Origin of the sequence: Acetobacterium tundrae (genome assembly GCF_008086615.1) — a bacterium.
Classification (GTDB): Bacteria; Bacillota; Clostridia; order Eubacteriales; family Eubacteriaceae; genus Acetobacterium; species Acetobacterium tundrae.
The window spans coordinates 46,817-68,685 of record NZ_RXYB01000008.1; the positions used below are offsets into that span (position 1 = coordinate 46,817).

At 42.0% G+C, this 21,869-nt stretch carries 19 protein-coding genes; 5 read left to right on the top strand and 14 right to left on the bottom strand.

What is annotated here, in order from left to right; genetic code table 11:
* Nucleotides 1–207: 207 nt before the first annotated feature.
* The 5 genes from carE to FZC40_RS08175 form a co-directional block, all read right to left on the bottom strand.
* Nucleotides 208–1,389, bottom strand: a complete 1,182-nt coding sequence (carE, locus tag FZC40_RS08155) for a caffeyl-CoA reductase-Etf complex subunit CarE (RefSeq protein WP_148603411.1) — start codon at nt 1,387–1,389, stop codon at nt 208–210.
* Nucleotides 1,390–1,404: 15 nt separating this feature from the next.
* Entirely contained in the window at nt 1,405–2,193 is a 789-nt protein-coding gene (gene carD / locus FZC40_RS08160; protein WP_148566924.1) for a caffeyl-CoA reductase-Etf complex subunit CarD, read from the bottom strand.
* A gap of 25 nt (nt 2,194–2,218) precedes the next feature.
* Nucleotides 2,219–3,358, bottom strand: coding sequence for a caffeyl-CoA reductase-Etf complex subunit CarC (gene carC / locus FZC40_RS08165; protein ID WP_148603412.1), 1,140 nt, complete (start codon nt 3,356–3,358; stop codon nt 2,219–2,221).
* Nucleotides 3,359–3,538: 180 nt separating this feature from the next.
* Nucleotides 3,539–5,107, bottom strand: coding sequence for an AMP-binding protein (locus tag FZC40_RS08170; protein ID WP_186843697.1), 1,569 nt, complete (start codon nt 5,105–5,107; stop codon nt 3,539–3,541).
* A 29-nt stretch (nt 5,108–5,136) separates the two neighbouring features.
* The gene (locus FZC40_RS08175) at nt 5,137–6,711 is read right to left on the bottom strand and encodes an acyl CoA:acetate/3-ketoacid CoA transferase (RefSeq protein WP_148603414.1); all 1,575 of its coding nucleotides are present in this window, start codon (nt 6,709–6,711) and stop codon (nt 5,137–5,139) included.
* Nucleotides 6,712–7,056: 345 nt separating this feature from the next.
* Between FZC40_RS08175 and FZC40_RS08180 the strand changes: the two genes are divergently transcribed.
* Nucleotides 7,057–7,605: a PadR family transcriptional regulator gene (locus tag FZC40_RS08180; RefSeq protein WP_148603415.1), complete on the top strand. Its 549-nt coding sequence runs from the start codon at nt 7,057–7,059 to the stop codon at nt 7,603–7,605.
* Nucleotides 7,606–7,911: 306 nt separating this feature from the next.
* Here FZC40_RS08180 and FZC40_RS08190 read toward each other — a convergent pair whose 3' ends face one another.
* The 6 genes from FZC40_RS08190 to FZC40_RS08215 form a co-directional block, all read right to left on the bottom strand.
* A complete protein-coding gene (locus FZC40_RS08190; RefSeq protein WP_148603416.1) occupies nt 7,912–8,433 on the bottom strand; it encodes a 3-isopropylmalate dehydratase small subunit in 522 nt (173 codons plus the stop codon).
* Between the two features lie 14 nt (nt 8,434–8,447).
* Nucleotides 8,448–9,734: a 3-isopropylmalate dehydratase large subunit gene (locus FZC40_RS08195; protein WP_148603417.1), complete on the bottom strand. Its 1,287-nt coding sequence runs from the start codon at nt 9,732–9,734 to the stop codon at nt 8,448–8,450.
* Nucleotides 9,735–10,006: 272 nt separating this feature from the next.
* Nucleotides 10,007–11,125: a GGDEF domain-containing protein gene (locus FZC40_RS08200; RefSeq protein ID WP_186843698.1), complete on the bottom strand. Its 1,119-nt coding sequence runs from the start codon at nt 11,123–11,125 to the stop codon at nt 10,007–10,009.
* A 171-nt stretch (nt 11,126–11,296) separates the two neighbouring features.
* Nucleotides 11,297–12,964 carry a C39 family peptidase gene (locus FZC40_RS08205; protein ID WP_148603419.1) on the bottom strand — a complete coding sequence of 556 codons (1,668 nt, stop codon included), beginning with the start codon at nt 12,962–12,964 and terminating at the stop codon, nt 11,297–11,299.
* 159 nt (nt 12,965–13,123) lie between these two features.
* A complete protein-coding gene (locus tag FZC40_RS08210) occupies nt 13,124–14,332 on the bottom strand; it encodes an aspartate kinase (protein WP_148603420.1) in 1,209 nt (402 codons plus the stop codon).
* 20 nt (nt 14,333–14,352) lie between these two features.
* Complete coding sequence (locus FZC40_RS08215) at nt 14,353–15,609, bottom strand: homoserine dehydrogenase (protein ID WP_148603421.1); 1,257 nt, start codon at nt 15,607–15,609, stop codon at nt 14,353–14,355.
* 140 nt (nt 15,610–15,749) lie between these two features.
* On the opposite strand from FZC40_RS08215, the gene thrC reads away from it, so the two are divergent.
* The 3 genes from thrC to FZC40_RS08230 are packed head-to-tail and all read left to right on the top strand — an operon-like array spanning nt 15,750 to nt 18,577.
* Nucleotides 15,750–17,255: a threonine synthase gene (thrC, locus tag FZC40_RS08220; protein ID WP_148603422.1), complete on the top strand. Its 1,506-nt coding sequence runs from the start codon at nt 15,750–15,752 to the stop codon at nt 17,253–17,255.
* Complete coding sequence (gene thrB, locus FZC40_RS08225; RefSeq protein ID WP_148603423.1) at nt 17,248–18,138, top strand: homoserine kinase; 891 nt, start codon at nt 17,248–17,250, stop codon at nt 18,136–18,138. The genes thrC and thrB overlap by 8 nt, the downstream gene beginning before the upstream one ends.
* 4 nt (nt 18,139–18,142) lie before the next feature.
* Nucleotides 18,143–18,577 carry an ACT domain-containing protein gene (locus FZC40_RS08230; RefSeq protein ID WP_148603424.1) on the top strand — a complete coding sequence of 145 codons (435 nt, stop codon included), beginning with the start codon at nt 18,143–18,145 and terminating at the stop codon, nt 18,575–18,577.
* A 51-nt stretch (nt 18,578–18,628) separates the two neighbouring features.
* Here FZC40_RS08230 and FZC40_RS08235 read toward each other — a convergent pair whose 3' ends face one another.
* Nucleotides 18,629–19,780 (bottom strand): transglutaminase domain-containing protein, encoded by a 1,152-nt coding sequence (locus FZC40_RS08235; RefSeq protein WP_186843699.1) that lies wholly within the window; start codon nt 19,778–19,780, stop codon nt 18,629–18,631.
* Between the two features lie 286 nt (nt 19,781–20,066).
* On the opposite strand from FZC40_RS08235, the gene trmB reads away from it, so the two are divergent.
* On the top strand, nt 20,067–20,720 hold the full coding sequence (gene trmB / locus FZC40_RS08240) for a tRNA (guanosine(46)-N7)-methyltransferase TrmB (protein WP_148603426.1): 654 nt from the start codon (nt 20,067–20,069) through the stop codon (nt 20,718–20,720).
* 90 nt (nt 20,721–20,810) lie between these two features.
* Here trmB and FZC40_RS08245 read toward each other — a convergent pair whose 3' ends face one another.
* Both FZC40_RS08245 and FZC40_RS08250 read right to left on the bottom strand, forming a co-directional pair.
* The gene (locus FZC40_RS08245; protein ID WP_148603427.1) at nt 20,811–21,143 is read right to left on the bottom strand and encodes a branched-chain amino acid transporter permease; all 333 of its coding nucleotides are present in this window, start codon (nt 21,141–21,143) and stop codon (nt 20,811–20,813) included.
* The gene (locus FZC40_RS08250) at nt 21,140–21,853 is read right to left on the bottom strand and encodes an AzlC family ABC transporter permease (RefSeq protein ID WP_148603428.1); all 714 of its coding nucleotides are present in this window, start codon (nt 21,851–21,853) and stop codon (nt 21,140–21,142) included. The genes FZC40_RS08245 and FZC40_RS08250 overlap by 4 nt, the downstream gene beginning before the upstream one ends.
* Between the last annotated feature and the right edge of the window lie 16 nt (nt 21,854–21,869).

Consider the following 21,869-nt stretch of genomic DNA (forward strand, 5'->3'; position numbering starts at 1 on the left):
GTTCCCAGAACAATCATTTTTTCTCAGCAGCAGTACATAAGTTCATGTTATTTATAACGTATTTTCCCCACTTTTAAATCACGCCATATTTGACCATATCAAAAAAAAGTTTAAAGTGACTGTTTATGTCGCTTTAAACTTTTTGACTTTTTCAGGCCGGAGCGGGTACTGCTCGCCCCGGTACTGATACTTTTCTTTTTTCAGCTGTTACTTATTTAACTCATCAATGATGGCCGGAATCACTTTGTAAAGATCGCCGACAATACCATAATCGGCCACTTCGAAAATCGGGGCGTTTTCATTTTTGTTAATCGCAATAATTAAGTCTGATTCCTGCATTCCAGCAATATGTTGGATGGCGCCGGAAATCCCACAGGCAAAATAAATCTGCGGTTTAACAGTGGTTCCAGTCTGACCGACCTGGATATTATGATCTGCCCATCCGGCATCGACACAGGCTCGTGATGCGGCTACAGTACCACCCAGTTTATCGGCCAGCTGTTGTAGCAGTTCCATCCCTTCAGGCTTGCCCAGACCCATCCCGCCGGCGACAATGAAATCAGCGTCAGAAATGGAAATGATATCAGCGGTTGTTTTAACAATCTCCAACACTTTAGTGCGGATATCGCCTTCGGCAAAGACAGCGTTCAGTTTAATGACTTCGCCTTTTTGACTTGGATCATAAACGGCTTTGTCCATAACGCCAGGTCGGACGGTCGACATCTGCGGACGGCTGCCTGGGCAGACAATGGTGGCCATCAGGTTTCCGCCAAAAGCGGGTCGAGTCTGTCTGATTTTTTTATCATCCGGGTCAATTTCCAGTTTGGTACAGTCAGCGGTCAAACCGGTGTTGACTTTAACTGCCAGACAAGGAGCCAGATCCCGGCCGATATGGGTGGCACCATATAAAACAATTTCCGGTTTATACACTCCGATGGCTTCGTTGATCACTTTGGAATAACCATCAGTTGTGTATTTTTCCAGTTCTGGAGCATCGGCCAAATAAACCTTGTCAGCGCCATAGGCAATCAGTTCGTCGGTTAATCCGGCAACATTGCTGCCACACAGAATCGCACACAGTTCGGTGCCGATTTCATTGGCCAGTTTTTTACCTTCGCCCAGTAGTTCGAAAACAACCGGCATGATTTTTCCTTCGCGTTGTTCAGCAAAAACCCAGACGCCTTTATACATACTCAGGTCCCGGATAATTTTTTCGGTGCCTTCCTGGAGAATGGCATCGGTGGGACAAACGTCAATACAGGTTCCGCAATTGGTACACGCATCGCCGATTACCGCTATTTTATTTTCAATCGTGATTGCATCAAAAGGACAGCTTTTCTGACATTTTGAACATCCGATACATTTTTCATCTATTACTTTAATCGCCATTTTTATTTGTCCTTTCTATATTATGTGCTTTTCTTTAAGCTTCGAAACCAGGGTGCCGGCAATTTCATTCACGGTGTTCCCGGTGATCATTTCACCGACGCCCTTAGCTGGCGGCGAGAACGATCGGAATACCTGCGTTGGGGAGGCATTCAGACCACAGGCTTCTGGTGACAGCCCAATATCTTCATGATTCCAGGTAGTGATTGTTTGTTCGTATGCATCCATAATTCCTCCGATACTCATATATCGGGGTTCATTCAGTTCTTTCACACAGGTCAGAAGACAAGGCATCTGAACTTCGATGACTTCGTAACCGTCTTCCATTTGACGATGCACAATGGCTTTTTTGTCTTCGATTTTGATATCCTCAACATAGGTGACCACTGGCATTTTCAGCCGTTGGGCAATCTGTGAGCCAACCTGAGCGGTGTCACCATCGATGGCTTGTCTGCCGGCCAGAATCAGGTCAATTTTTTTGACATTTTTAATCCCGGCTGCCAGGGTTGCTGATGTTGCCCAGGTATCGGCGCCTCCGAAGGCGCGATCACTTAATAAATAGGCTTCATCGGCACCCATTGCCAGGCATTCTCTGAGCATTTCAGAAGCCTGAGGTGGTCCCATCGTTATGACAATGACTTCGGTTCCCGGGTTTTCGTCCTTGATTACCAGTGCTGCTTCTAAAGCGTTGGCATCATCGGGATTTAAAATACTTGGTACGCCTTCACGGATCATTGTTCCTGTTTTCGGATCGATTTTTACCTCATTCGTATCCGGTACTTGTTTTGCACAAACTAGAATTCTCATCTATATTTAGTTCCTTTCTTAGTCTCTATTTCTTTAACAGCATGCCGGAAATAACCATCTGCTGAACCTGAGAGGTTCCTTCGTAGATAGTAAATACGCGACAGTCACGATACATCCGTTCAACTTTATAGTCTTTAATAAATCCATATCCGCCGTGAATCTGAACGGCTTTGCCACAGATTTCGTTACAGATCTCGGCGGCGTAGAACTTAGCCATCGATGCTTCTTTTGAGGCATTCTGCTTATTGTCCATTAAGCTGGCGGCATTGTAAACCAATAGTTTGGCTGCTTCCAGTTTAGTGGCCATATCGGCGATCATAAAGGCGATGGCCTGGAAATCGGCAATTCGTCTGCCGAATTGTTTTCTTTCTTTGGCATATTTAATGGCTTCGTCTAAAGCGCCCTGAGCCACACCAATGGATTGTGATGCCACGCCAAGTCGACCAACGTCCAGCGTTTTCATGGCATTACTAAAGCCTTTGTTGACTTCTCCCAAACGATTTTCCTTGGGTACTTTCACATCTTCCATGATAATATCTGATGTGGCACAACCAATCAGACCCATCTTGTGCTCGTTTTTCCCCAGCGAAACCCCTTCGGATTTTAAGTCGACAATAAATGCTGAAATGCCGCGGGTGCCTTTTGACATATCTGTTTTGGCATAGATAACAGCATCATCGCATAAGGGTGCCATGGTGATAAAGGTTTTACGTCCGTTTAAAAGGTAATAATCGCCCATATCCACAGCAGATGTTGCCATCCCCCCGGCATCTGAACCAGCTCCCGGTTCAGTTAAGGCAAAGGCCAGTTTTTTCTTGCCGGTGATAATGGGTTTCAGGTATTTTTCGATTTGTTCATCGGTTCCGGAAAGCAGTAATGGGCCACCGGCCAGTGAGTTAGGTGCTGACAAATAGACACTGGCAACCCCACTAACCCGGGCAAATTCTTCCATACAAATGACATAGGACATGTGATCCCCGCCGGCTCCGCCTAATGACTTGGGAATCTTAATCCCAAAGAAACCAAATTTCGCCATTTTATCAAGAATCTCCTGGGGAAATTCACCTGATTCTTCCACTTGATCCAATATTTCGGTTGTTAATTCTTTTAGAGCAAAATCTCTTGCCAACTTTCGAATCATTTTGTTTTGTTCACTGAAATACATTTTTTCCTCCTTAGCTTAGCTAATTTTTGTTAAATAATAGTGTATCGTGAGTTTAGCGATCAGTTTCGCACGAAACAATTTCTCCACTGCACGTCGTACAGGCTACCGCCTGTTCGCCTACACGTTACGAAATCGTTTGTGGAAACCGAACACTAAGCAATTGAAGCTTATTTTTAAATTCTATTTTTTATTTTTATCGATAATCATCTTGATCTGATTTTTCAGTTCAGTCAGAACTATTTTTCCACTGGCATTTAAGGGAAACTTCTTTAAAAAGATAAAATATTTGGGGATCTTATAGTCCGCCAGGTGCTGACTTAGGAATTCCCGCATTTCCGTCTCACTTATTTTTTTTCGGCCATCGGTGACAATACAGGCGGCAATTTCTTCCTGGAGCACTTCGGCTTCGATCCCGATGACTTTGACATCGGCAACGTAGGGAAAATTTTTGATGTGGTTTTCGATCTCATAGGGGGAGATGTTTTCGCCGCCGCGGACGATCATTTCTTTTAATCGTCCGGTAATACAAAGATTTCCATCCGCATCCAGATAGCCCAGGTCGCCGGTGTGAAGCCAACCCTCAGGGTCGATCGCCTGTTGCGTTTCTGCTGCCAGTTTATAATAGCCCCGCATGGTGTTGTACCCTTTAATGCAGATTTCATTCTGATTATCGGCCAGTATTTTTAGCTCAACATGAGGAATCACTTTGCCCACCGATCTGCTTTTATAAAGAATCGTGTCTTCAAAATCCGAAAAGGTGATACTCGGCGAAGCCTCGGTCTGACCGTAGGACATCTGCAGTTTTCTCATTCCCAATTTCTCACAAATGGTCAGATAGTCATTGACATTCACATAAGACCCGGCAATAATGCCGCTGTTTAGTGAATCGAGCTTGTAGGTTGCGAATCGGGGATGTTTAATCATTGCCATAAACATGGTTGGGACCCCATTTAAAATTGTGCATTGGTTCTGCTCCACACATTTTAAAACCCGAATGGTTTTATAACTCTCCAGTAAGTGGATCTCGATGCCGGCATAAATACCGGCCATAAAACCCGACGAAAGCCCAAAGCAGTGAAATAATGGAATTCCCAGACAGCTTTTGTCGGTTTCGTTCCAATGCAGCTGGGTTGCCGTTTCGATGGCAATGTTAATGGTGGCAAAATGACTAAGCATGACGCCTTTGGCAGCGGATGTTGTCCCCGATGTGAACAGGATGCCAAGCACATCTTCTGGCATGACCTTTTTCTTGGCGTTGCCGAGCAGTTCCAGATCAGCGTTGTCATCCATCTTCATTCGATATTGCTCGGGAATATCCTTTTTATTCTTTCCCATGGCAATTGTTCGCTTCAGCAAAGCGAGTCTTTTGCGGTCAAACTGTTCAATCAACGCTGAGAATTTTAGAGTATTTGTATCTTCCCCGTAGCATAAAGTGGTTACATCGGCATAGACTAAAAGATCTTCCAGTTCTGACTGATGACACCGCGTATTGATCAAGACGATAACCGCCCCGATTTTTGCCAGTGCCAGAGTATAAAGCATAAACAGCGGACTGTTCAAACTCCAGATTCCGACATGGGTCCCTTTTTCCACTCCGGATTCAAGCAGTGACAGGGCGATGCCATCCGAAAGCTGATCCAGCTCCATCCAGGTATAAGTATCATCCTCAAAGACGATGGCAATTTTTTCCGGTGTTTTTTTAACTCTTTCCTTTAAAAAAGAATTGATTGTATGCCTTATTAGTTCCACATCCATCACTCCCTAAATCCAGGCCCCAATTACTTGCCCATTATTGTGTCAAGTCCATTCCATTTTTCAGAAAATAAACCCGGATCCATTTCTTTCAAGTCTGCAGAAATCGCTGGTTTGAAATCCATCTGATTGAGGATATCTTTTTCCAGGTCAATCCCAGGTGCCACTTCAATGATGGTCATTTTTCCGTCAATCAGTTTAAACACACAGCGTTCTGTCACATAAAGGATTTCCTGTTCGTTTTCGGCTGCGTATTTTCCGCTGAAAGTGATTTGTTCAACTGCTTTTAAGAATTTTTTTCCTGTACCTTCTTTTTTGATAATCAGTTTCCCATCGCTTACTTCCACTTGACATTTTGCGTTGAAAGATCCTGCAAAGACAACCTTATGGGTGCTTTGTGTGATATTGATAAAACCACCAGGGCCCGTTAATCGGTCGCCCACACCAGGGATTGTAAATTTGCTGACATTGATATTTCCCGCTTCATCGGCTTGAGCCAAACCAAGAATTGCAATATTAATGCCACCGCCGTCATATAAATCAAACATGGATCCATGATCAATATTGGCTTCGGCATTGTATGAACTCCCAAAATTCGGAAGACTTGCCGGGATTCCACCAAACCCGCCGATTTCTGTTGTCATGGTAATTTCTTCAATATAACCGCCTTCTGAGACAATACTGGCAACATCGGAAGGAATACCAACCCCAAGGTTAACCAAATCCCCTTTCGCCAGTTCCATCGCTGCGCGTCTGGCCATAACTTTTCTTTCAGTCAGTGGTAGGATTGGAATAGCACTCAGTGGTTTTCGCATATTACCGGCAAAAGCAGGTTCATAGTAAACACCTTCGGTCTGCCAACAGGCATTCTTATCCGTTGCAACGACGACATAGTCAACAATTGCTCCCGGTATTTTTACATCTTTCGGTTTTAATGTGTTTTTCACTGCCTGATATTCCACTTGAACGATGACAATACCGCCACTGTTCTTAGCGGCCTGAGCGACTGCCAGACCTTCATTGATAGGGCCTTCATTTTCAAAGGTAATGTTGCCGTTTTCATCTGCTGTGGTTCCACGTAACATCGCAACGTCCAACTTGAAGGATTTATAGAACAGGTATTCTTCACCCTTGAACTCGACGAGTTCAACCAGATCCTCCGTGGTGACCTTATTCATTTTTCCGCCTTCTAAACGCGGATCCACAAAGGTACCCAATCCCACTTTTGTGATCAAGCCTGGTCGTTTAGCGGCAATTTCCCGCCAAAGATTAACGATTACACCTTGTGGTAAACAATGGCACGCCATTTTATTCGCCCGTACCAGATCATTCATTGCAAAAGCCGAACCAATATGTGCAGCCGACCATTTTGTAACCAGTCCTTCAAGTCCCAGTCTGGTCATCCCTCTTTCTCGCCAGTCACCCATTGCACTTCCCTGTTTCATGGTGAGGTTACAGGGATGGCCGGTTTCCTTGAAGTTATCAGCAATCGCAACTGCTACTTCTTCTGGCCAGCCTGAAAGTCCCATTCCAGCCACACCTACTGTTGCTCCGTCTGGAATTAACTTAGCTGCTTCTGCTGCCGAAATAAATTTAGCCATAAAATTGTCCTCCTTCTAAGATATTACCCATATTTCATTTCAAAGTTTTTAGTAAATCGTTTGTAATTTATGTTATTAATTTATCACAGTTCGCAAATCATGTCAATAGTTACATGTTATATTAAACATTTTAAGATTTACATCTTTTTCTTGAGTGTAATACTATTATCAGTTATAATAATTTTTTAGTTGTTGCCTAAAACTAAAATTCGCGAAAACCTAGAATGAGATATAGAAGTAATTTACCCTAAAGATCGGATAACACTCTATCTATCCAGATATAATTGTGCTAAAATACTTAATTATGAAATCTGTTAAGAAAAAAAATTTGAAAGCGGAATATCTATGAGAACATTAAAATACGCATTGCTCGGCTTAATTGATCGAGGACCCATAACAGGATATGATATTTCCAAAGAATTTGAAAAGCGAATCATGGCAAATTTCTGGCATGCTAAACACAGCCAGGTTTACCCGGAATTAAAACGCTTACTAGAAGAAAATCTCATCACTGTTGAACTTATTATTCAAGGTGAGAAAATGGAGAAAAAATTATATACCATTACTACCGAGGGACATGCCGAATTTGTTGAATGGCTGTTACTTGACGAACCTTTAGGCGTAACCCCTAAAGATGTATTTAGATTGCGAACTTTTTTCAGCGATTTTATGTCAGCATCTGATTATGAACAACATTTACATAGTCAGCTGGATAAACATAATTTTAAAAAAGCCTCTCTGGAAAACTCCATGACGAAGTCTTTTGACAACATCCCCGAATATGGGTCAAAAGAATTTGGTGATTATGCCGTCTTATTAGGCGCGATCATGCGAGAAGATTCCTACTTAGCCTGGTTAAAAGCATGCCTTGGTGCCATTAATCGTCAGGATTAATAAAAAGGAAGTGAACATCATGCATACTTTAAGAAATGTAATCCTAGCTAGGATTGCAGAAAAAAAGCGATGCCTGGTTATGTCATCAAAAAAATTTAACAATAAAAATTTGGCTGAATTCTGGAACGCCAAGCACAGTCAAATATATCCAGAATTAAAAAAGCTCCTTGACGAAAAACTGATTTTTTACGAAATCAAAAAAACGACGAAATATTAGAAAAAGCAATAACGCTTAAAAGTAAAAAATCCCTAAAGCCTTCTAATTTACAATGGCTTTAGGGATTTTATTGCTGCCTATCGAATGCTTTAGTAATTTCTATCTGCGTAGCCGACCCAGCCGCCTTCTTTAACCAGGGTTTGATCAAACGCCCCGACTTTGAAGTCAATAGTTTCAGATTTGCCATCTGCCTTGATGATTATCTTATTGCCATCCACATCGATTTCCATAGATACTTCTTTCCCGGCATATTTTTCAAAAAGAGATGCGATGGTTTCTTTGGGCAGCTCAATGGCAAACATGCCGCAGTTATACATATTCTGCCTGAAAATCCGTGCAAAACTTTCGGCAATGACGACATTGATGCCATTGACTTCCAGTGCCCAGGGGGCATGTTCTCGTGATGAACCGCAACCAAAGTTTTCCCGAGTAACAATGACCGCTTTATCCTGGATGTCTTCCTTATGGAATCCGGTCAGAACCAGATCCTCGAGCAAATTAGGCTTTAATGCCGCTTTGGTAATTTCCGTCAGATATTTTGCCGGAATGATTTCATCGGTATTAATATCGCTTCTGTCTAAAAATAATACTTTTCCATTAAATTTCTTCATTTCTATGCCACCTCCTAAGCTTGATATAAATCAGAATTTGTGATGGTTCCGGCAATTGCCGTCGCCGCAGCCGTCGCCGGACTCATCAGATGGACCATACCACCTTTACCCATGCGGCCGTTAAAATTACGGTTGGTGGTAGATGCGCACACTTCCCCTTTTGCAAGGACACCGTTGCTCATGCCCAGGCAAGCTCCGCAGGTCGGATTCGTCACGCAAAAACCGGCATCCTGGAAAATCTCAATCAACCCTTCCTTCAAGGCCATGGAATATATTGCCGGGGTTGCCGGACTGACAATGGCCCGAACCGCGTCACTGATGGTCTTGCCCTTTAAGATACTGGCAGCGATTCGCAAATCTTCAATCCGTCCGTTGGTGCAACTGCCAATATAAATCTGGTCAACTTTTGTCCCTGCCATTTCCCTAACGGTCTTAACCTGATCGGGTTTGTAACCAACCGTCACCATCGGTTCCAGTTTTGAAACATCGTATTCACAAATCCGTTCATAGTCGGCATCGGCATCGGATACCCATTTCGAATACTCTTTCAGGGCATCCTCTTTGGTGGCAAACTCATCCTTGATGAATTTCCACAGGTAGTCTACTGTTGTCATATCCGGGTAGCAGATGCCAGAGGTTCCGCCAGCTTCAATGGCCATGTTGCAAAGGGTCATTCGGGATTCCATCGACATGGCATCCACCACTGGTCCGGTAAACTCAATGACCATATTGGTGGCGCCGTTGACCGTCAACTCCTTAATGATAAACAGAATTAGATCTTTGGCGTACACCCCGGGTTTTAATTCGCCTTTTAGAACAATCTTGATGGTTTTAGGAAAATGGAAAGCACAGACGCCTTTGAGAATCCCCACTTCCAGGTCCGTCGTTCCAATTCCGGCCGCAAAGGCACCGAATGCACCATGGGTACAGGTATGGGAGTCTCCCATGATGATGGTGAATCCCGGTCTGACAAATCCTTTTTCTGGAAAGATGGCATGACAGACACCGTTTTTACCAATATCAAAAAAGTCTTTGATGTCGTGTCGTCTTGCCCAATCCCTGAGGATTTTTCCCTGCTCAGCGGTTTTTGAGTCCTTAGCCGGTGTCACATGGTCGATCACGGCCTTGATTTTGGTGGGGTCGAAAACACGATCCATTCCCCGTGCCATCAGATCTGTGATGGCGATTGGAGTGGTGATTTCATGGCAGAAAACCCGGTCCAGTTTTAACACATGGGTATCTGGAAATGGTTCGTCTACCCGATGGGCATCAAATATTTTTTCAGCAATTGTTTTTCCCATTTTATTCTCCTCTTCTTAATTATCTTAATTGACAATTTCTTCATTTTCTCTGGCTTTAAATTGTATTGTCATTCATTTTCAATATGAATCATCCATACTATTATGACATAAAAGGAGTATATATATCAATTAATGTCATAATTATTTATTGTATTTAAAAAGAACAACCATTGCGGTTGTCCTTTGCGCTTAATGGGTATCTCACTTCGGTCTTAATGCTCCTGCCAGGTTACAATATCGTTTAAATGTCCGGCATCAATATTATAGTCAAATTATATCATAATTTGACTATTAACGTTTTGTCTATCTTTAATTTCTTTCTTATTGACATACATTTTTTCATCAGCTTTTTCAAGCATTTGCTGGAGGGAGTTGCCATTATAGTCGTAACCGACCGCATAATGGATTTTTAATTTTTCCGACTTTTCATTATATTGAGTCGTCTGGAGCTGGATCTCTTGCAGCAGCTGTTCTATTTTCTTCTGACTGTAGCGTTTGACGATCATAATGAATTCATCCCCACCGTAGCGGCCAACAAACACATGGTCATTGGTCAAACGGTATAGAATATCGGCAAAAGCCTTAATCAGGCGATCGCCTTCGCTGTGACCATAGCTATCATTAACCCATTTCAGGTTATTGAGATCAAACATCACCATGCAGTATGGCCCTTCTTTTAAATCCAGCGGCGTCCAGATCCGTTCTTCACAGCTCAGCCGGCCGGGCAATCCGGTTGATTTATCAAAATATGCCGCGGCGGCCAGCTCTTTGTTTTTTCTGGTCAGATGGATTTCCGTAATCGCCTGCTGGAGCGAAATAATAATTAATACCCCCAACAGAATCACCATAATTTGTTCAAGGGTAGTCAGAATTTTAGTTTTCTGTTCCTGATAAAATTCTGCCGTTCCCACCACGTCGTTGGCCATTTCAAAATATGTCTCACTCATCTGAATCAGTTTCTCTCTATTGCCCGGGTCCCCACGATAGCTCATAATTTCGGTCTGCAAATCATTCCAGTAAGCATTTAGACCTGCGAGCTTTTCCTGATAGGGGATGTCGTCCAGTTTATCCAGATTATACTGACCTCTCCCGATCTGGAGCCCTTCCAAAATCCCGTCCAGATAAACGATCAGATCATCCCTGGGAATGCCATTTGTTTCGAGCTTCACCAGCTGCTGGGTGCCCCCGCGGATAATCCCGGTATAATTGATCACCCGCCCGGTTCCCTGGATGATTTCCACCAGCTGAAAAATATTAAAGAGAATAATCCCCAAAACGAAAACACAGACTAATTGAACGATTTTATAAAGCAATTTTCGATTGCTGTCCATATTCTTGTCAAACCTCAGTCTTTTTACTTCCATCGTATCTTTTTCTGATTCATCTGTCAACGCAAATCTCGTTTCGGCTTTTGCCAATACCCTTTCCGGCGGTGAAATTTCGATCGAAAACAAGAACAGTTAAAACTTGTTTTTTAATCACTAAAAAAGGTAGGTACTAATCTAATTAGCACCTACCCGCTTTAACAGTTTTCTTTCAATAAAATTTCACGATTCTTTCTGTTAATGGATAATATAAGCTATATTTCCGGACTCTGCCCATGCCGCAGCAAATTGATCAAGCCGATACATCACTCTGACACCGGCATCACTCGAAGCAGCCGGATCATTGATTATGATATAGTCCGTTCCGTCTTCATTTGTAAAACCACATACAACAATCAAATGACCGTATGTTGATGTGATTGGGGCCCCGTCTATAACAGGCAAATCGCCATCAGCATAATCGCTATTTTTATATGCCACCGCAGCTGCAACCGGATGTCCCGCAGCAATTTCTCTCTTTAAACCGTCTATCGTTGAATAATCAACATAAGCCTGATAGCCAAAACTTGAAGCATAAGCGGTATTGAATGGCCAGTTGCCAAAGTCTTCATAACTATAATCATACGCCCCCCAGGCGACTTCTTCAGGTTGTACTTGTGTTCCATAATAATTCAATATCATGGCAACACTAGTTGGACTGCATATAGAATCAGCGATTGAAGGATCCCTGACCATCTGAGACAATTGCGGTACATCAAGGACCTTGAGATTCGATAAATCCGGATTATCTGTAAACACCTTATTAATTCCCTGACCGGGGATTGTATTTCTTAGTGCTCCTGATATTAAACGGACGATCGGTGTTACGCCAGATGTATTTGAATTTAATATAACGCGATATTGAATTTCACTGGCCGTTTCTCCACCACTTACAACTAAGGTATCAACATCAACTTTAGCCACCGAATCATCTGTGATACCAGTACCAGACGCCCTTTGTATTGTTGTTCCCCAAGTTCCCCAAGTCAGCCAATTTGACCAATTTTCTGTTAATTGTCCATTTGAATCCCATGAATTTTTAGATACCCTTGCTTCAACCTGAATTGAGGTTCCCTCTGGGGTATCACTACTCCAGGAAAGAACTAATTTAGTAAATGGATTGGTCTTAAATGGATTTGACGTATAAACACCACTTTGGGTACCGGATTTAAGTACGATTCCTCCATCTCCACTATTATTGGAAATTTCAACATCTTCTAGAGAAAAAGCATTTTCATTAAAATCATTTGAAGATGAGTTAATTAATAAATTTCCATCAATTAACTTTTTTTCATGGAAAGGAATGGCCGTTGTTTCCGTTGGAGCGCCTTGACCTTTTGGTACAATTTGAATTTTAATGGCTTCCAGACGATAGCTATAACCAGCCGTTCCGGCACTTTCACCGTTTTTTGCCCAGCCCAGCCAACCCATATTCTGGACGTGAACTTGATAATAAATATCGAATTTATCTGCATCGGAACCGGTTAATTTAATCTGGATAGCTTCCAGTCGGTAACTCAGCCCGGCTGTACCACTCATATCCCCATTGCTTTTCCAACCTCTTTCTGTATTAGCTTCCCACCCAATATTTTGAATATGTGTCTGATAGGATACACCAAGATCATAGCCCTGGTTATCCAAATTGATTTTGATACCTTCTAAACGCAGGCTTTTACCGGACGTTCCACTGATTTCTCCATTGCTTTTTAACCCAATACCCGCATCGACTTCCCAACCAATGTTTTCAATGTGTGTCTGATAGGATACATTTGGACTTGTTGCCGCTGAAACACTAATCGGAACTAATCCACCGATCATTAATAAAGCAAATAGCAAACCAAATCCTCGTTTTAAATAACTTTTCATTTTTTCTTCTCTCCAAGTTTATTTTTCCCTTAAGTTTATTATAGCTCTATCATATTTTGGCGCAAGTAATTATAATATTTACAATTATTCGGGGGCGAAACTGGCAACAAAAAAGCCTTGAAACCATTTGACATCAACGGTTTCAAGGCTTTTAAAAAGCTACATATCAAACTTTTTGTGAATATGCACCATGGCTTCTTTCCCGCGTTCTTTATCAATCAAGCATGAGATCTTAATTTCAGAGGTGCTGATGGTTTGAATATTGATGCCCAATTCAAACAGTGCTTCAAAGAATTTAGAGGCAATTTCAGCATTGGCAACAATTCCCGTGCCGATGACAGAAAGTTTTGCCACCCCCTGATCATACTCCACCTTTTGAGCATTAACTTCAAACGCAAACTTTTGGGCCACTGATACCGCTTCCTGCAGCTCATCGACATCAATGGTAAATGAGATATCATTAACAGCTGTTCGGTTAACATTTTGTACAATCATGTCCACGTGAATATTGGATTTTGCCAATGCACTAAATAATCGAAATGCAATCCCTGGTTGATCCGGCACTTCGAAAATTGAAATTTTTGCGATATTTTCATCCAGGGATATCCCTCGAACTAATACTTTTTCCATTTTAACTTCCTCCTTAATAATGGTTCCTTCGTTGTAATTATAACTTGATCGCACTACCAGCGGCACTTTGAACCTTTCAGCCATTTCTACTGATCGGGGATGTAAGACTTTTGCCCCGGTACTTGCCATTTCTAAAACTTCTTGATAAGAAATTTCATCTATTTTTGATGCTTCTTCAACGACTCGGGGATCCGCTGTGTAAACCCCGTCAACATCCGTATATATTTCGCATAACTCAGCTTCTAATGATGCTGCCAAAGCTACTGCTGATGTATCGGATCCGCCTCGTCCGAGAGTAGTGATATCTCTGTTTTCATCAACTCCCTGAAACCCTGCGACAATGACAATTTTCCCCGCTGCCAACTCTTTTTCAATACGATTGGTCTGAATATCATTGATCCGCGCCTTTTTATGAACGCTTGAGGTAATAATACCACACTGTGCTCCGGTTAAACTCACCACGTCATGTCCTTTAGCTTGTATGGCTATCGCCAATAACGAAATCGATACCTGTTCTCCCGTCGCAAGAAGCATGTCCATTTCCCGGCTGGGTGGATTTGCATTGAGCTTCATGGCCAAATCAATGAGATCATCCGTTGTATCACCCATGGCCGAAACAACAACCACAACCTTTTTCCCTTTTTCCTTGGTCTCAATAATTCGACCGGCAACTCTTTTTATTCTCTCTACATTGGCGACGCTCGAGCCGCCAAATTTTTGTACAATTAAATCTTGCATTTACTTCAGTCACTCTTTTCCTATTCGTAGATACGAGCATAAAAAATTTCCGGAACCGTTTCCTTCAATTTTTCTGCCATCATATTAAAATCATTCGCCGCAATGACACTTGTCACCACATACGCCCTATTGTCATTCACAATAACCGTTTTACGCTCAGCAATGGTTTCCACTGCTCCCAATACCTGATTAAGCATTTCTTTATCATTAAGATTAGCTCTTAAATAGTATTTTCCTTTGAAGATAGCGGTTCCTACTTTGTTTAGCTTTCGATTAAGCCGTAAGGGTTTTGGTAAATTCTGATCTCCAACGATGTTGAGAATATATAGCGCATCTCCAACCACCGCATTAGCCGTTGCATCCTTTCCCGCTCCCTTACCGTAAAACTGCAATTCTCCGATGATGTCTCCGGTAATGGATATAATATTAAACTCACTGTTGACATTACTCATAATGGAAGCTTCTTTAAATAACACCGGTTCTACCGTTGAATAAACATTGTTTTTTTCTTCAAGAATGGAATGTCCCAAGTACTTGACAACATAACCCATGCTGGTGATCATCTCAATATCCACCGCTCGAATATCTGTAATGCCGCGCTTATAAATATCTTCATCCTTGATAATTCCCTCATAAGCCATCGATGAAAGAATGGAAAGCTTTCGGGATACATCATAACCTTCAACATCCGCCGTCGGATCTGCCTCGGCAAAACCGATGGACTGAGCCATGGCTAAAGTTTCTCCAAAATCTGCGCCTTCTTCAGTCATTTTAGATAAAATGAAATTCGTTGTGCCATTAAGGATTCCCTTAATCTCTGTTACCCGATTAATTTTCATTTCTTCCTTTAAGCTGCCGATGATCGGAATCCCACCGCCGACAGATGCCTCATAGCGAAGAACCACGCCATTTTCTTCCGCCAGAGTCAATAATTCTTGAAAATACTCTGATATAACCGCCTTGTTTGCGGTTACGACATGTTTGCCGGCCTTAAGGCAGTCCTTGATCATTTTATATTCAAAGTCCATCCCACCCATTAACGCAATGACAAGACCGATGCTATCATCTTCTAATATCTCCCTGGGATCGGTAACAATCCTGCCCACGTCATCTCCAAGATCTTTAGTCGTATCACGCTCCAAAACTTTGGTAATCACAGGGCTTGATTTTCTAGCCTCCAAGTCTGTAAAATTGCTCGCAAACTTTCCTTTATTTAAATTGATCAGTTCGTAGACCCCCGAACCGATGGTTCCAAAGCCTAAAAGTGCAATATTCAAAAAATTTCACCTCATTTATGTATTTATTTTAAAAACACTTGTTTTTTCCTGAAAAACATTTTATCATATACTTAAGGGATATTCAATACCCTGATGGGAAGATTTTTTCCCATTATACCATAAATATTTGGAGGAAATTCATGAAAAACGGTTACAACAGCACACGATCCAAAGACATCAACGTTACTGCATCCCAGGGAATCCTGCAGGGATTAGCCCCAGATGGGGGACTATTTGTTCCCAATTTTATTCATAACATCCAACTGGATAAAACAAAATTGATTGGAAAAAACTATGGGGAAATGGCCCAGGTCATATTCGCCGCTTTCTTGAATGATTTTAGTGAAAAGCAAATTGCTGATTCAATTCAAGGTGCCTATTATTCCGGGAAATTTGAAGATGAAGAGCCCGTTGCCTTAAAAAAAATAAAAGATCGGTATTTTCTGGAACTCTTCCATGGTCCAACCTGTGCCTTTAAAGATATGGCTTTGACTATTTTACCATATTTTATGGTGGAAGCCATGAAAAATGTGAACAGCAACAACAAAATTTTAATCCTTACCGCTACCTCAGGAGATACCGGCAAGGCCGCATTAGAAGGATTTTCCGATGTTCCGGACATTAGCATCATCGTCTTTTATCCTAAAGATGGAGTCAGCACGATACAGGAAAAACAAATGCTGACTCAGCTTGGTGATAATACCTGTGTGGTTGGTGTCGATGGGAATTTTGACGATACCCAAAACGGCGTCAAAGAAATTCTTAATGATGCCCAATTAGCCAAAGAACTTGAAAAAGCCAATGTTCTTTTCTCGTCCGCCAATTCCATTAACATTGGTCGGCTGCTTCCCCAAGTCGTCTATTATTTTTACAGCTATTACGAGCTTTTAAAACGCGGCGAAATTGCTGCCGGAGAAAAAATTAATTTTGTGGTGCCAACCGGGAATTTCGGAAATATTCTTGCCAGTTATTATGCCTCGCAGTTAGGTTTGCCAGTCAATAAACTGATTTGCGCATCCAATGCCAATAAAGTCCTGACCGACTTTTTCAAGACCGGCACCTATGATCGAAATCGCGAGTTTTATAAAACATCTTCCCCCTCCATGGATATTTTAATTTCCAGCAATCTGGAACGATTGCTCTATGATGTTTCCGGTTCTGATCCGAAAAAAGTCAGCGAACTCATGGAAGAGCTTAAAAGCCAGGGTAGTTATCAGGCCTCAAAAGCACTAATGGAAAAAACGGATCTTTTCTATGCCGGAACTGCCGATGAAACTCAAACGGCGCAATCCATAAAAAGTATCTTTGACAACACCCACTATCTGATAGATCCGCACACCGCCGTTGCCAACAAAGTTTATGAGGATTATCTCCGCGAAACCGGCGATCCGAGCAAAACAGTGATCGTATCCACAGCTAGCCCTTATAAATTTGGCCGTTCGGTTTATGAAAGTATTTTTGGGGCTTCCGAACTTGATGATTATGCTCTCCTGGATCTTTTGGCCCAACGAACCGATACCGCCATTCCCCAGCCGCTGAAAGACCTCGACCAAAAGAAAAACCAACACCATACTCAGTGTAAAAAAGCTGAAATGTCCCGAGCTATTATAAGCTTTTTAAACGAAAGGATGGAAAATCATGATTAAAGTTCGGGTTCCCGGGACAAGCGCCAATGTTGGTCCCGGTTTTGATGCTTTTGGCCTGGCCCTTACGATTTACAACACCTTTAGTTTTGAAGAAAAAGCGGATGGTAAACTCACCATCCGCGGGGTTGAAAAAAAATATCAGGGTACCACCAATCTCGTTTATCGTTCAATGCTGAAAGTCTTTAAAAAAGCCGATCATCATCCTAATGGGCTCTATATTCACAGTGACGTCGGCGTTCCCATCAGCCGTGGCCTCGGCAGCTCAGCTACCTGTATCGTCGGCGGACTTTTTGGGGCCAATACACTCATTGGCTCGCCGCTCACAACTGAAGAACTTTTTGATATCGCAGTCGAAATGGAGGGGCATCCAGATAATGTTGCTCCGGCTATTTTCGGCGGCTTAGTGGTTTCTCTGAACGATCAGGGCAAAAACTTCTATATCAAAAACGAAGTCCATCCCTGTTTTGAATTTTATGCTTTAGTACCGGATTTTCCTTTATCCACCTCGGATGCCCGCCAAATTTTACCCAAAAAAATAAATTTCAGCGATGCTACTCACAATCTTTCTCGGGCAACAATGACCTATCTTGCCCTGGCAAATGGGTCCGAAGATATCTTAAAGGCTTCCATGAAGGATCGTCTTCATCAACCCTACCGCAAAAAGCTCATCGCTCATTATGATGTGATTACCAGAAAAGCTCGGGATATGGGGTGTCTCAACACCTGTATTAGTGGTGCCGGTCCGACCATTCTGGCTGTAAATTCAGTGAACAACCACCGCTTTCAACATGAAATGGCTGCGTTTTTAATGGCAAAAATGCCGGGTTGGCAGCTCATCGCATTGTTTCCCGATAATGCCGGCGTTCAAATTTCGAGAGGTTAAGCCAGTGATTAAAGATTATCTTATTGTCAATAAAAAAATATTGCCGGACTATTATTCCAAAGTGGTGGAAGCCCGCATTTTAATGGAATCCTCGCAATGTAAATCAGTCAGCGATGCCGTCAAAAAAGTGGGAATCAGCCGCAGCACCTATTACAAATATAAGGACTATATTTTCACGCCTTCCAAAAATTACGGGCGAAAGTTCACGCTCTCTTTTAAACTGGCAGATCATCAGGGAATTCTATCCAATATTTTAAATCTCCTCAGAGATCATCAAACCAGTATTATTACGATTCATCAGGATATTCCCATCAATCAGGCGGCGATTGTCATTGTAACCCTGGACGGCCAAAACTTAACTATCACGATTGACGAACTCATTGTTATTCTGGAAGCACTTGATGGCGTCTACAGCGTCCACTTGATCGCGATGGAGTAACTACAACACCCCCCATTCTAATTGTTTTAGAATGGGGGGTAATAGTTCTTTCTAATAAAGTTCAACGGTATTTGACAAACTGTCATCACTTGAAAACCAATAATAAGAGCCAAGTGTCTTATCCATCAGATCTTCCGCCACACCGATGGTACTTGAATCCGTGATGACATAATGAAAATACTTTTCCCCTTGATTGATACCCGTTTCGATGTCTTTTACAAATCGATTCTGCTCTTCAGTCTTACTAAGATCATAGAGTTTATTTTCCCGGACAAAATAATTTGCCGCCGTTGCTGTTAATTTCGGATATTGTACCAGGGTCTGATCAATTTGGTGTGATTTTTCTAATTCTGCCGTTGTTACACAAAAGAAATCATAAAAAATACTTTTTTCAGGTTCAACATTATCTTCAACACTGAACTCACCCCAAGTAGCATCCAAATAATAGTATTCGCCATCCACCCGAACGATATTCCAGGCATGAGCGCCTTGACCGATGGCTTCACCAGCAACGTACGAACATTCAATTCCTGAATCTTTCAAGAGATACTGAATTGCTTTTGAATAGCCGGCACAAACGGACGCTTTTTTCCCAAAAACGCTGTAAATATTTTGATCATCCTGAGGATCCTCTCGATAAACAGTGTTCTTAATCACATATTCATAGGTATATTTAACCTTTTCATACTCATCCATACCCACTGTCATTCCTGCCCGGTAGTCCTCGACAACCGTATCAATTTCTGCCTGTCTTTGATTTTTCACGTCTTCATTATAGGGATAGGTTACCATTACTTTACTGACACTATGATTTGTTTCATCAAAGTAATAGGACATTTCTCCGATCCAAAATATTTCCGGATGGTCATAGTCGATTGCATTGAGGACCCGTTCCACCTCATCCGTCGTTACGCTATTGACTTTAACCTCAGTATCATAATTTGAAAGCATATCAACCACTTTCGCATAAACTTGTTTTTCATCTGTATTCAAGAAAGAATAAGCATCATATTTCTGTGCCTGAATTTCTGATTGATCCTGATTGCCATTACCTTCAACAGTGTTAAGCAAAGACGTGATATCAATCCTGCCAGTTAGATCACCGATGGCCAAAAACACCCCACCTGAAAGCAGTAAAATAATCAGTATCGAAATAATAATAATTGCTGCTGCATTTCCACTTTTATGATTTTGCCTGCCCATCCTCATCCTCCTTAGAATTTCTGACTATCTATTTTTGCTTTTAAATGTTTAGAATGTAAAATTTTAAATAATTAGTTAATTATTTTATCATAGTTTCTTATCGACAAGCTAAACTTTAATGCATTATACTTAAAAAAGGCAAGAAATAATCTGCGGTGGGCGTAAGCCGATGAAGGTAAAACTGAAAGCTTATCCTTCATCGGAAGAGCAGCTTTCATTTCTAAGCGAATAGCATAATTTTATGTTACAATTTATATAGACTAAAATTCGAAAAAGGAGCATCATCATGCATATACGACCTAAACCATGGGCGCGTCCGGAATTGGAAGCCTCGGGCTTTTTCCAGGCCAATCCACCAGCGCACCAGGGCCAATGGCAAAATATTTTCAAGAAAAAACAGCCTCTCCATATCGAACTTGGCTGCGGTAAGGGGACCTTTATGGCAGAGTTGGGAAGCCAAAATCCGCAAATCAATTACCTCGCTATTGATTTAATTGACGCTGTTTTAGGGGTCGCCAAACGTAATATTGAATCCGTCTATAACCGATTTGAACAGCCCATTGACAATATCCAGCTGATGTCCTGGGATGTCGAACGTATAGATAACATTCTCTCCTCGAAAGACGATGTTGAGCGGATTTATATTAATTTTTGCAATCCCTGTCCCAAAAGACGCAATCATAAAAAACGTCTCACCCATTCCAAACAGCTTAAAAAATATGCAGAATTGTTAGCCTCGGATGGCGAGATTTATTTTAAAACCGATAATGATGCGCTGTTTCAGGACTCCATCAGATATTTCGAAGCCTCTGATTTTAAGATCAAAACTCTGATCTGGGATCTCCACGCTTCGGATTATCCTGGAAATATCGAAACCGAGCACGAAAAGATGTATGCCTCTCAGGGCATCAAAATCAAGTTTTTAATCGCCGGACTTTAAGCTGCAATATTCCGGATAATTTTTAAAGCCAGTATCAAATCCAGAAAGCAAAAGTGCCGACATGTAATATTATTTGCATGCCGGCACTTTTTAAAATACCATCTGAACCAATACCATATAGATAACCGTTCCTCCGCCGATACTCAGAAGGTTGTTCCGCTTCCAGATATGAAGGATTGCGACAATTCCGATTGCAATAAACTCGGGCAAGCCATGAGGTGCCATCATAATACTGACGTTTCTCAGACAGTAGACGACTAAGATCGCCATGACTGCCGGCGGCAGCAGTTCTCCCAAAGCCTGTACGATCGCGGGAACTTTCTTTCCTCCGCCAAAAAGAGCAAACGGTAAGAATCGGGTTGAAAAGGTAAGACCTGCCACCAGCAAGGTAATGAGAAAGGGGGTAAATAAACTTGAACTCATTCACAGGCCTCCTGACAATCATCCTGTTTGACAATCGTATTTTTCAATAATAACAGCAGGCATACCGAAGCAATCAGGGCCGGCAAAATAAAAGCATTGGCGCCAAAGATAATCAGTGCTGCCGTTCCACAGCAAATTCCGATAATGGCCGGAATATGGGATGGAAAACTGTACCACTGCTCGATAAAAATAACAACAAACAGGGCTGTCATAGCAAAATCAATTCCGGTTGTGTCAAATCCAATAAAACTTCCGAGGATGCCGCCAATGGTGCAGCCTAAAACCCAATAGCTCTGGTCCAAAACCGCCACTGCCAAAAACACTTTTTTCTTATCCAGTTCTTCAGGAATCTTCATTCCGCAAAGCAGCGAATACGTTTCATCGGTTAATGAAAACACCATATACCATCCCCGTTTACCCATCGCTTTAAACTTTTCGATAAAAGATAGCCCATAAAAAATATGACGGCATTGAACCGATAAGGTTAAAATAATCATTGAGATGATTCCCATACCCCCACCCAATAATCCGATTAACACAAATTGCATGGAACCAGAGTACACAGTCAAGCTGATAAAAAGCGCCCAAACAAAATTATATCCCGCTTCTTCCAGAAGAATTCCAAATGCAATTCCCATGAAAACATAGCCAAACAGGACCGGCAGTGTTTGGATAAATGCGTATTTTATTATTTCCTTTTTCGTTGTCATTCTTGTGGCTCTGCTC

Excerpts from the sequence above, each read along its gene's own strand:
- carC (WP_148603412.1), bottom strand. The coding sequence starts at position 3,358 with ATGTATTTCAGTGAACAAAACAAAATGATTCGAAAGTTGGCAAGAGAT.
- trmB (WP_148603426.1), top strand. The coding sequence starts at position 20,067 with ATGCATATACGACCTAAACCATGGGCGCGTCCGGAATTGGAAGCCTCG.
- carE (WP_148603411.1), bottom strand. The coding sequence starts at position 1,389 with ATGGCGATTAAAGTAATAGATGAAAAATGTATCGGATGTTCAAAATGT.
- thrB (WP_148603423.1), top strand. The coding sequence starts at position 17,248 with ATGATTAAAGTTCGGGTTCCCGGGACAAGCGCCAATGTTGGTCCCGGT.
- carD (WP_148566924.1), bottom strand. The coding sequence starts at position 2,193 with ATGAGAATTCTAGTTTGTGCAAAACAAGTACCGGATACGAATGAGGTA.
- FZC40_RS08245 (WP_148603427.1), bottom strand. The coding sequence starts at position 21,143 with ATGAGTTCAAGTTTATTTACCCCCTTTCTCATTACCTTGCTGGTGGCA.
- FZC40_RS08175 (WP_148603414.1), bottom strand. The coding sequence starts at position 6,711 with ATGGCTAAATTTATTTCGGCAGCAGAAGCAGCTAAGTTAATTCCAGAC.
- FZC40_RS08180 (WP_148603415.1), top strand. The coding sequence starts at position 7,057 with ATGAGAACATTAAAATACGCATTGCTCGGCTTAATTGATCGAGGACCC.
- FZC40_RS08195 (WP_148603417.1), bottom strand. The coding sequence starts at position 9,734 with ATGGGAAAAACAATTGCTGAAAAAATATTTGATGCCCATCGGGTAGAC.
- FZC40_RS08210 (WP_148603420.1), bottom strand. The coding sequence starts at position 14,332 with ATGCAAGATTTAATTGTACAAAAATTTGGCGGCTCGAGCGTCGCCAAT.
- thrC (WP_148603422.1), top strand. The coding sequence starts at position 15,750 with ATGAAAAACGGTTACAACAGCACACGATCCAAAGACATCAACGTTACT.
- FZC40_RS08250 (WP_148603428.1), bottom strand. The coding sequence starts at position 21,853 with ATGACAACGAAAAAGGAAATAATAAAATACGCATTTATCCAAACACTG.
- FZC40_RS08205 (WP_148603419.1), bottom strand. The coding sequence starts at position 12,964 with ATGAAAAGTTATTTAAAACGAGGATTTGGTTTGCTATTTGCTTTATTA.
- FZC40_RS08190 (WP_148603416.1), bottom strand. The coding sequence starts at position 8,433 with ATGAAGAAATTTAATGGAAAAGTATTATTTTTAGACAGAAGCGATATT.
- FZC40_RS08235 (WP_186843699.1), bottom strand. The coding sequence starts at position 19,780 with ATGGGCAGGCAAAATCATAAAAGTGGAAATGCAGCAGCAATTATTATT.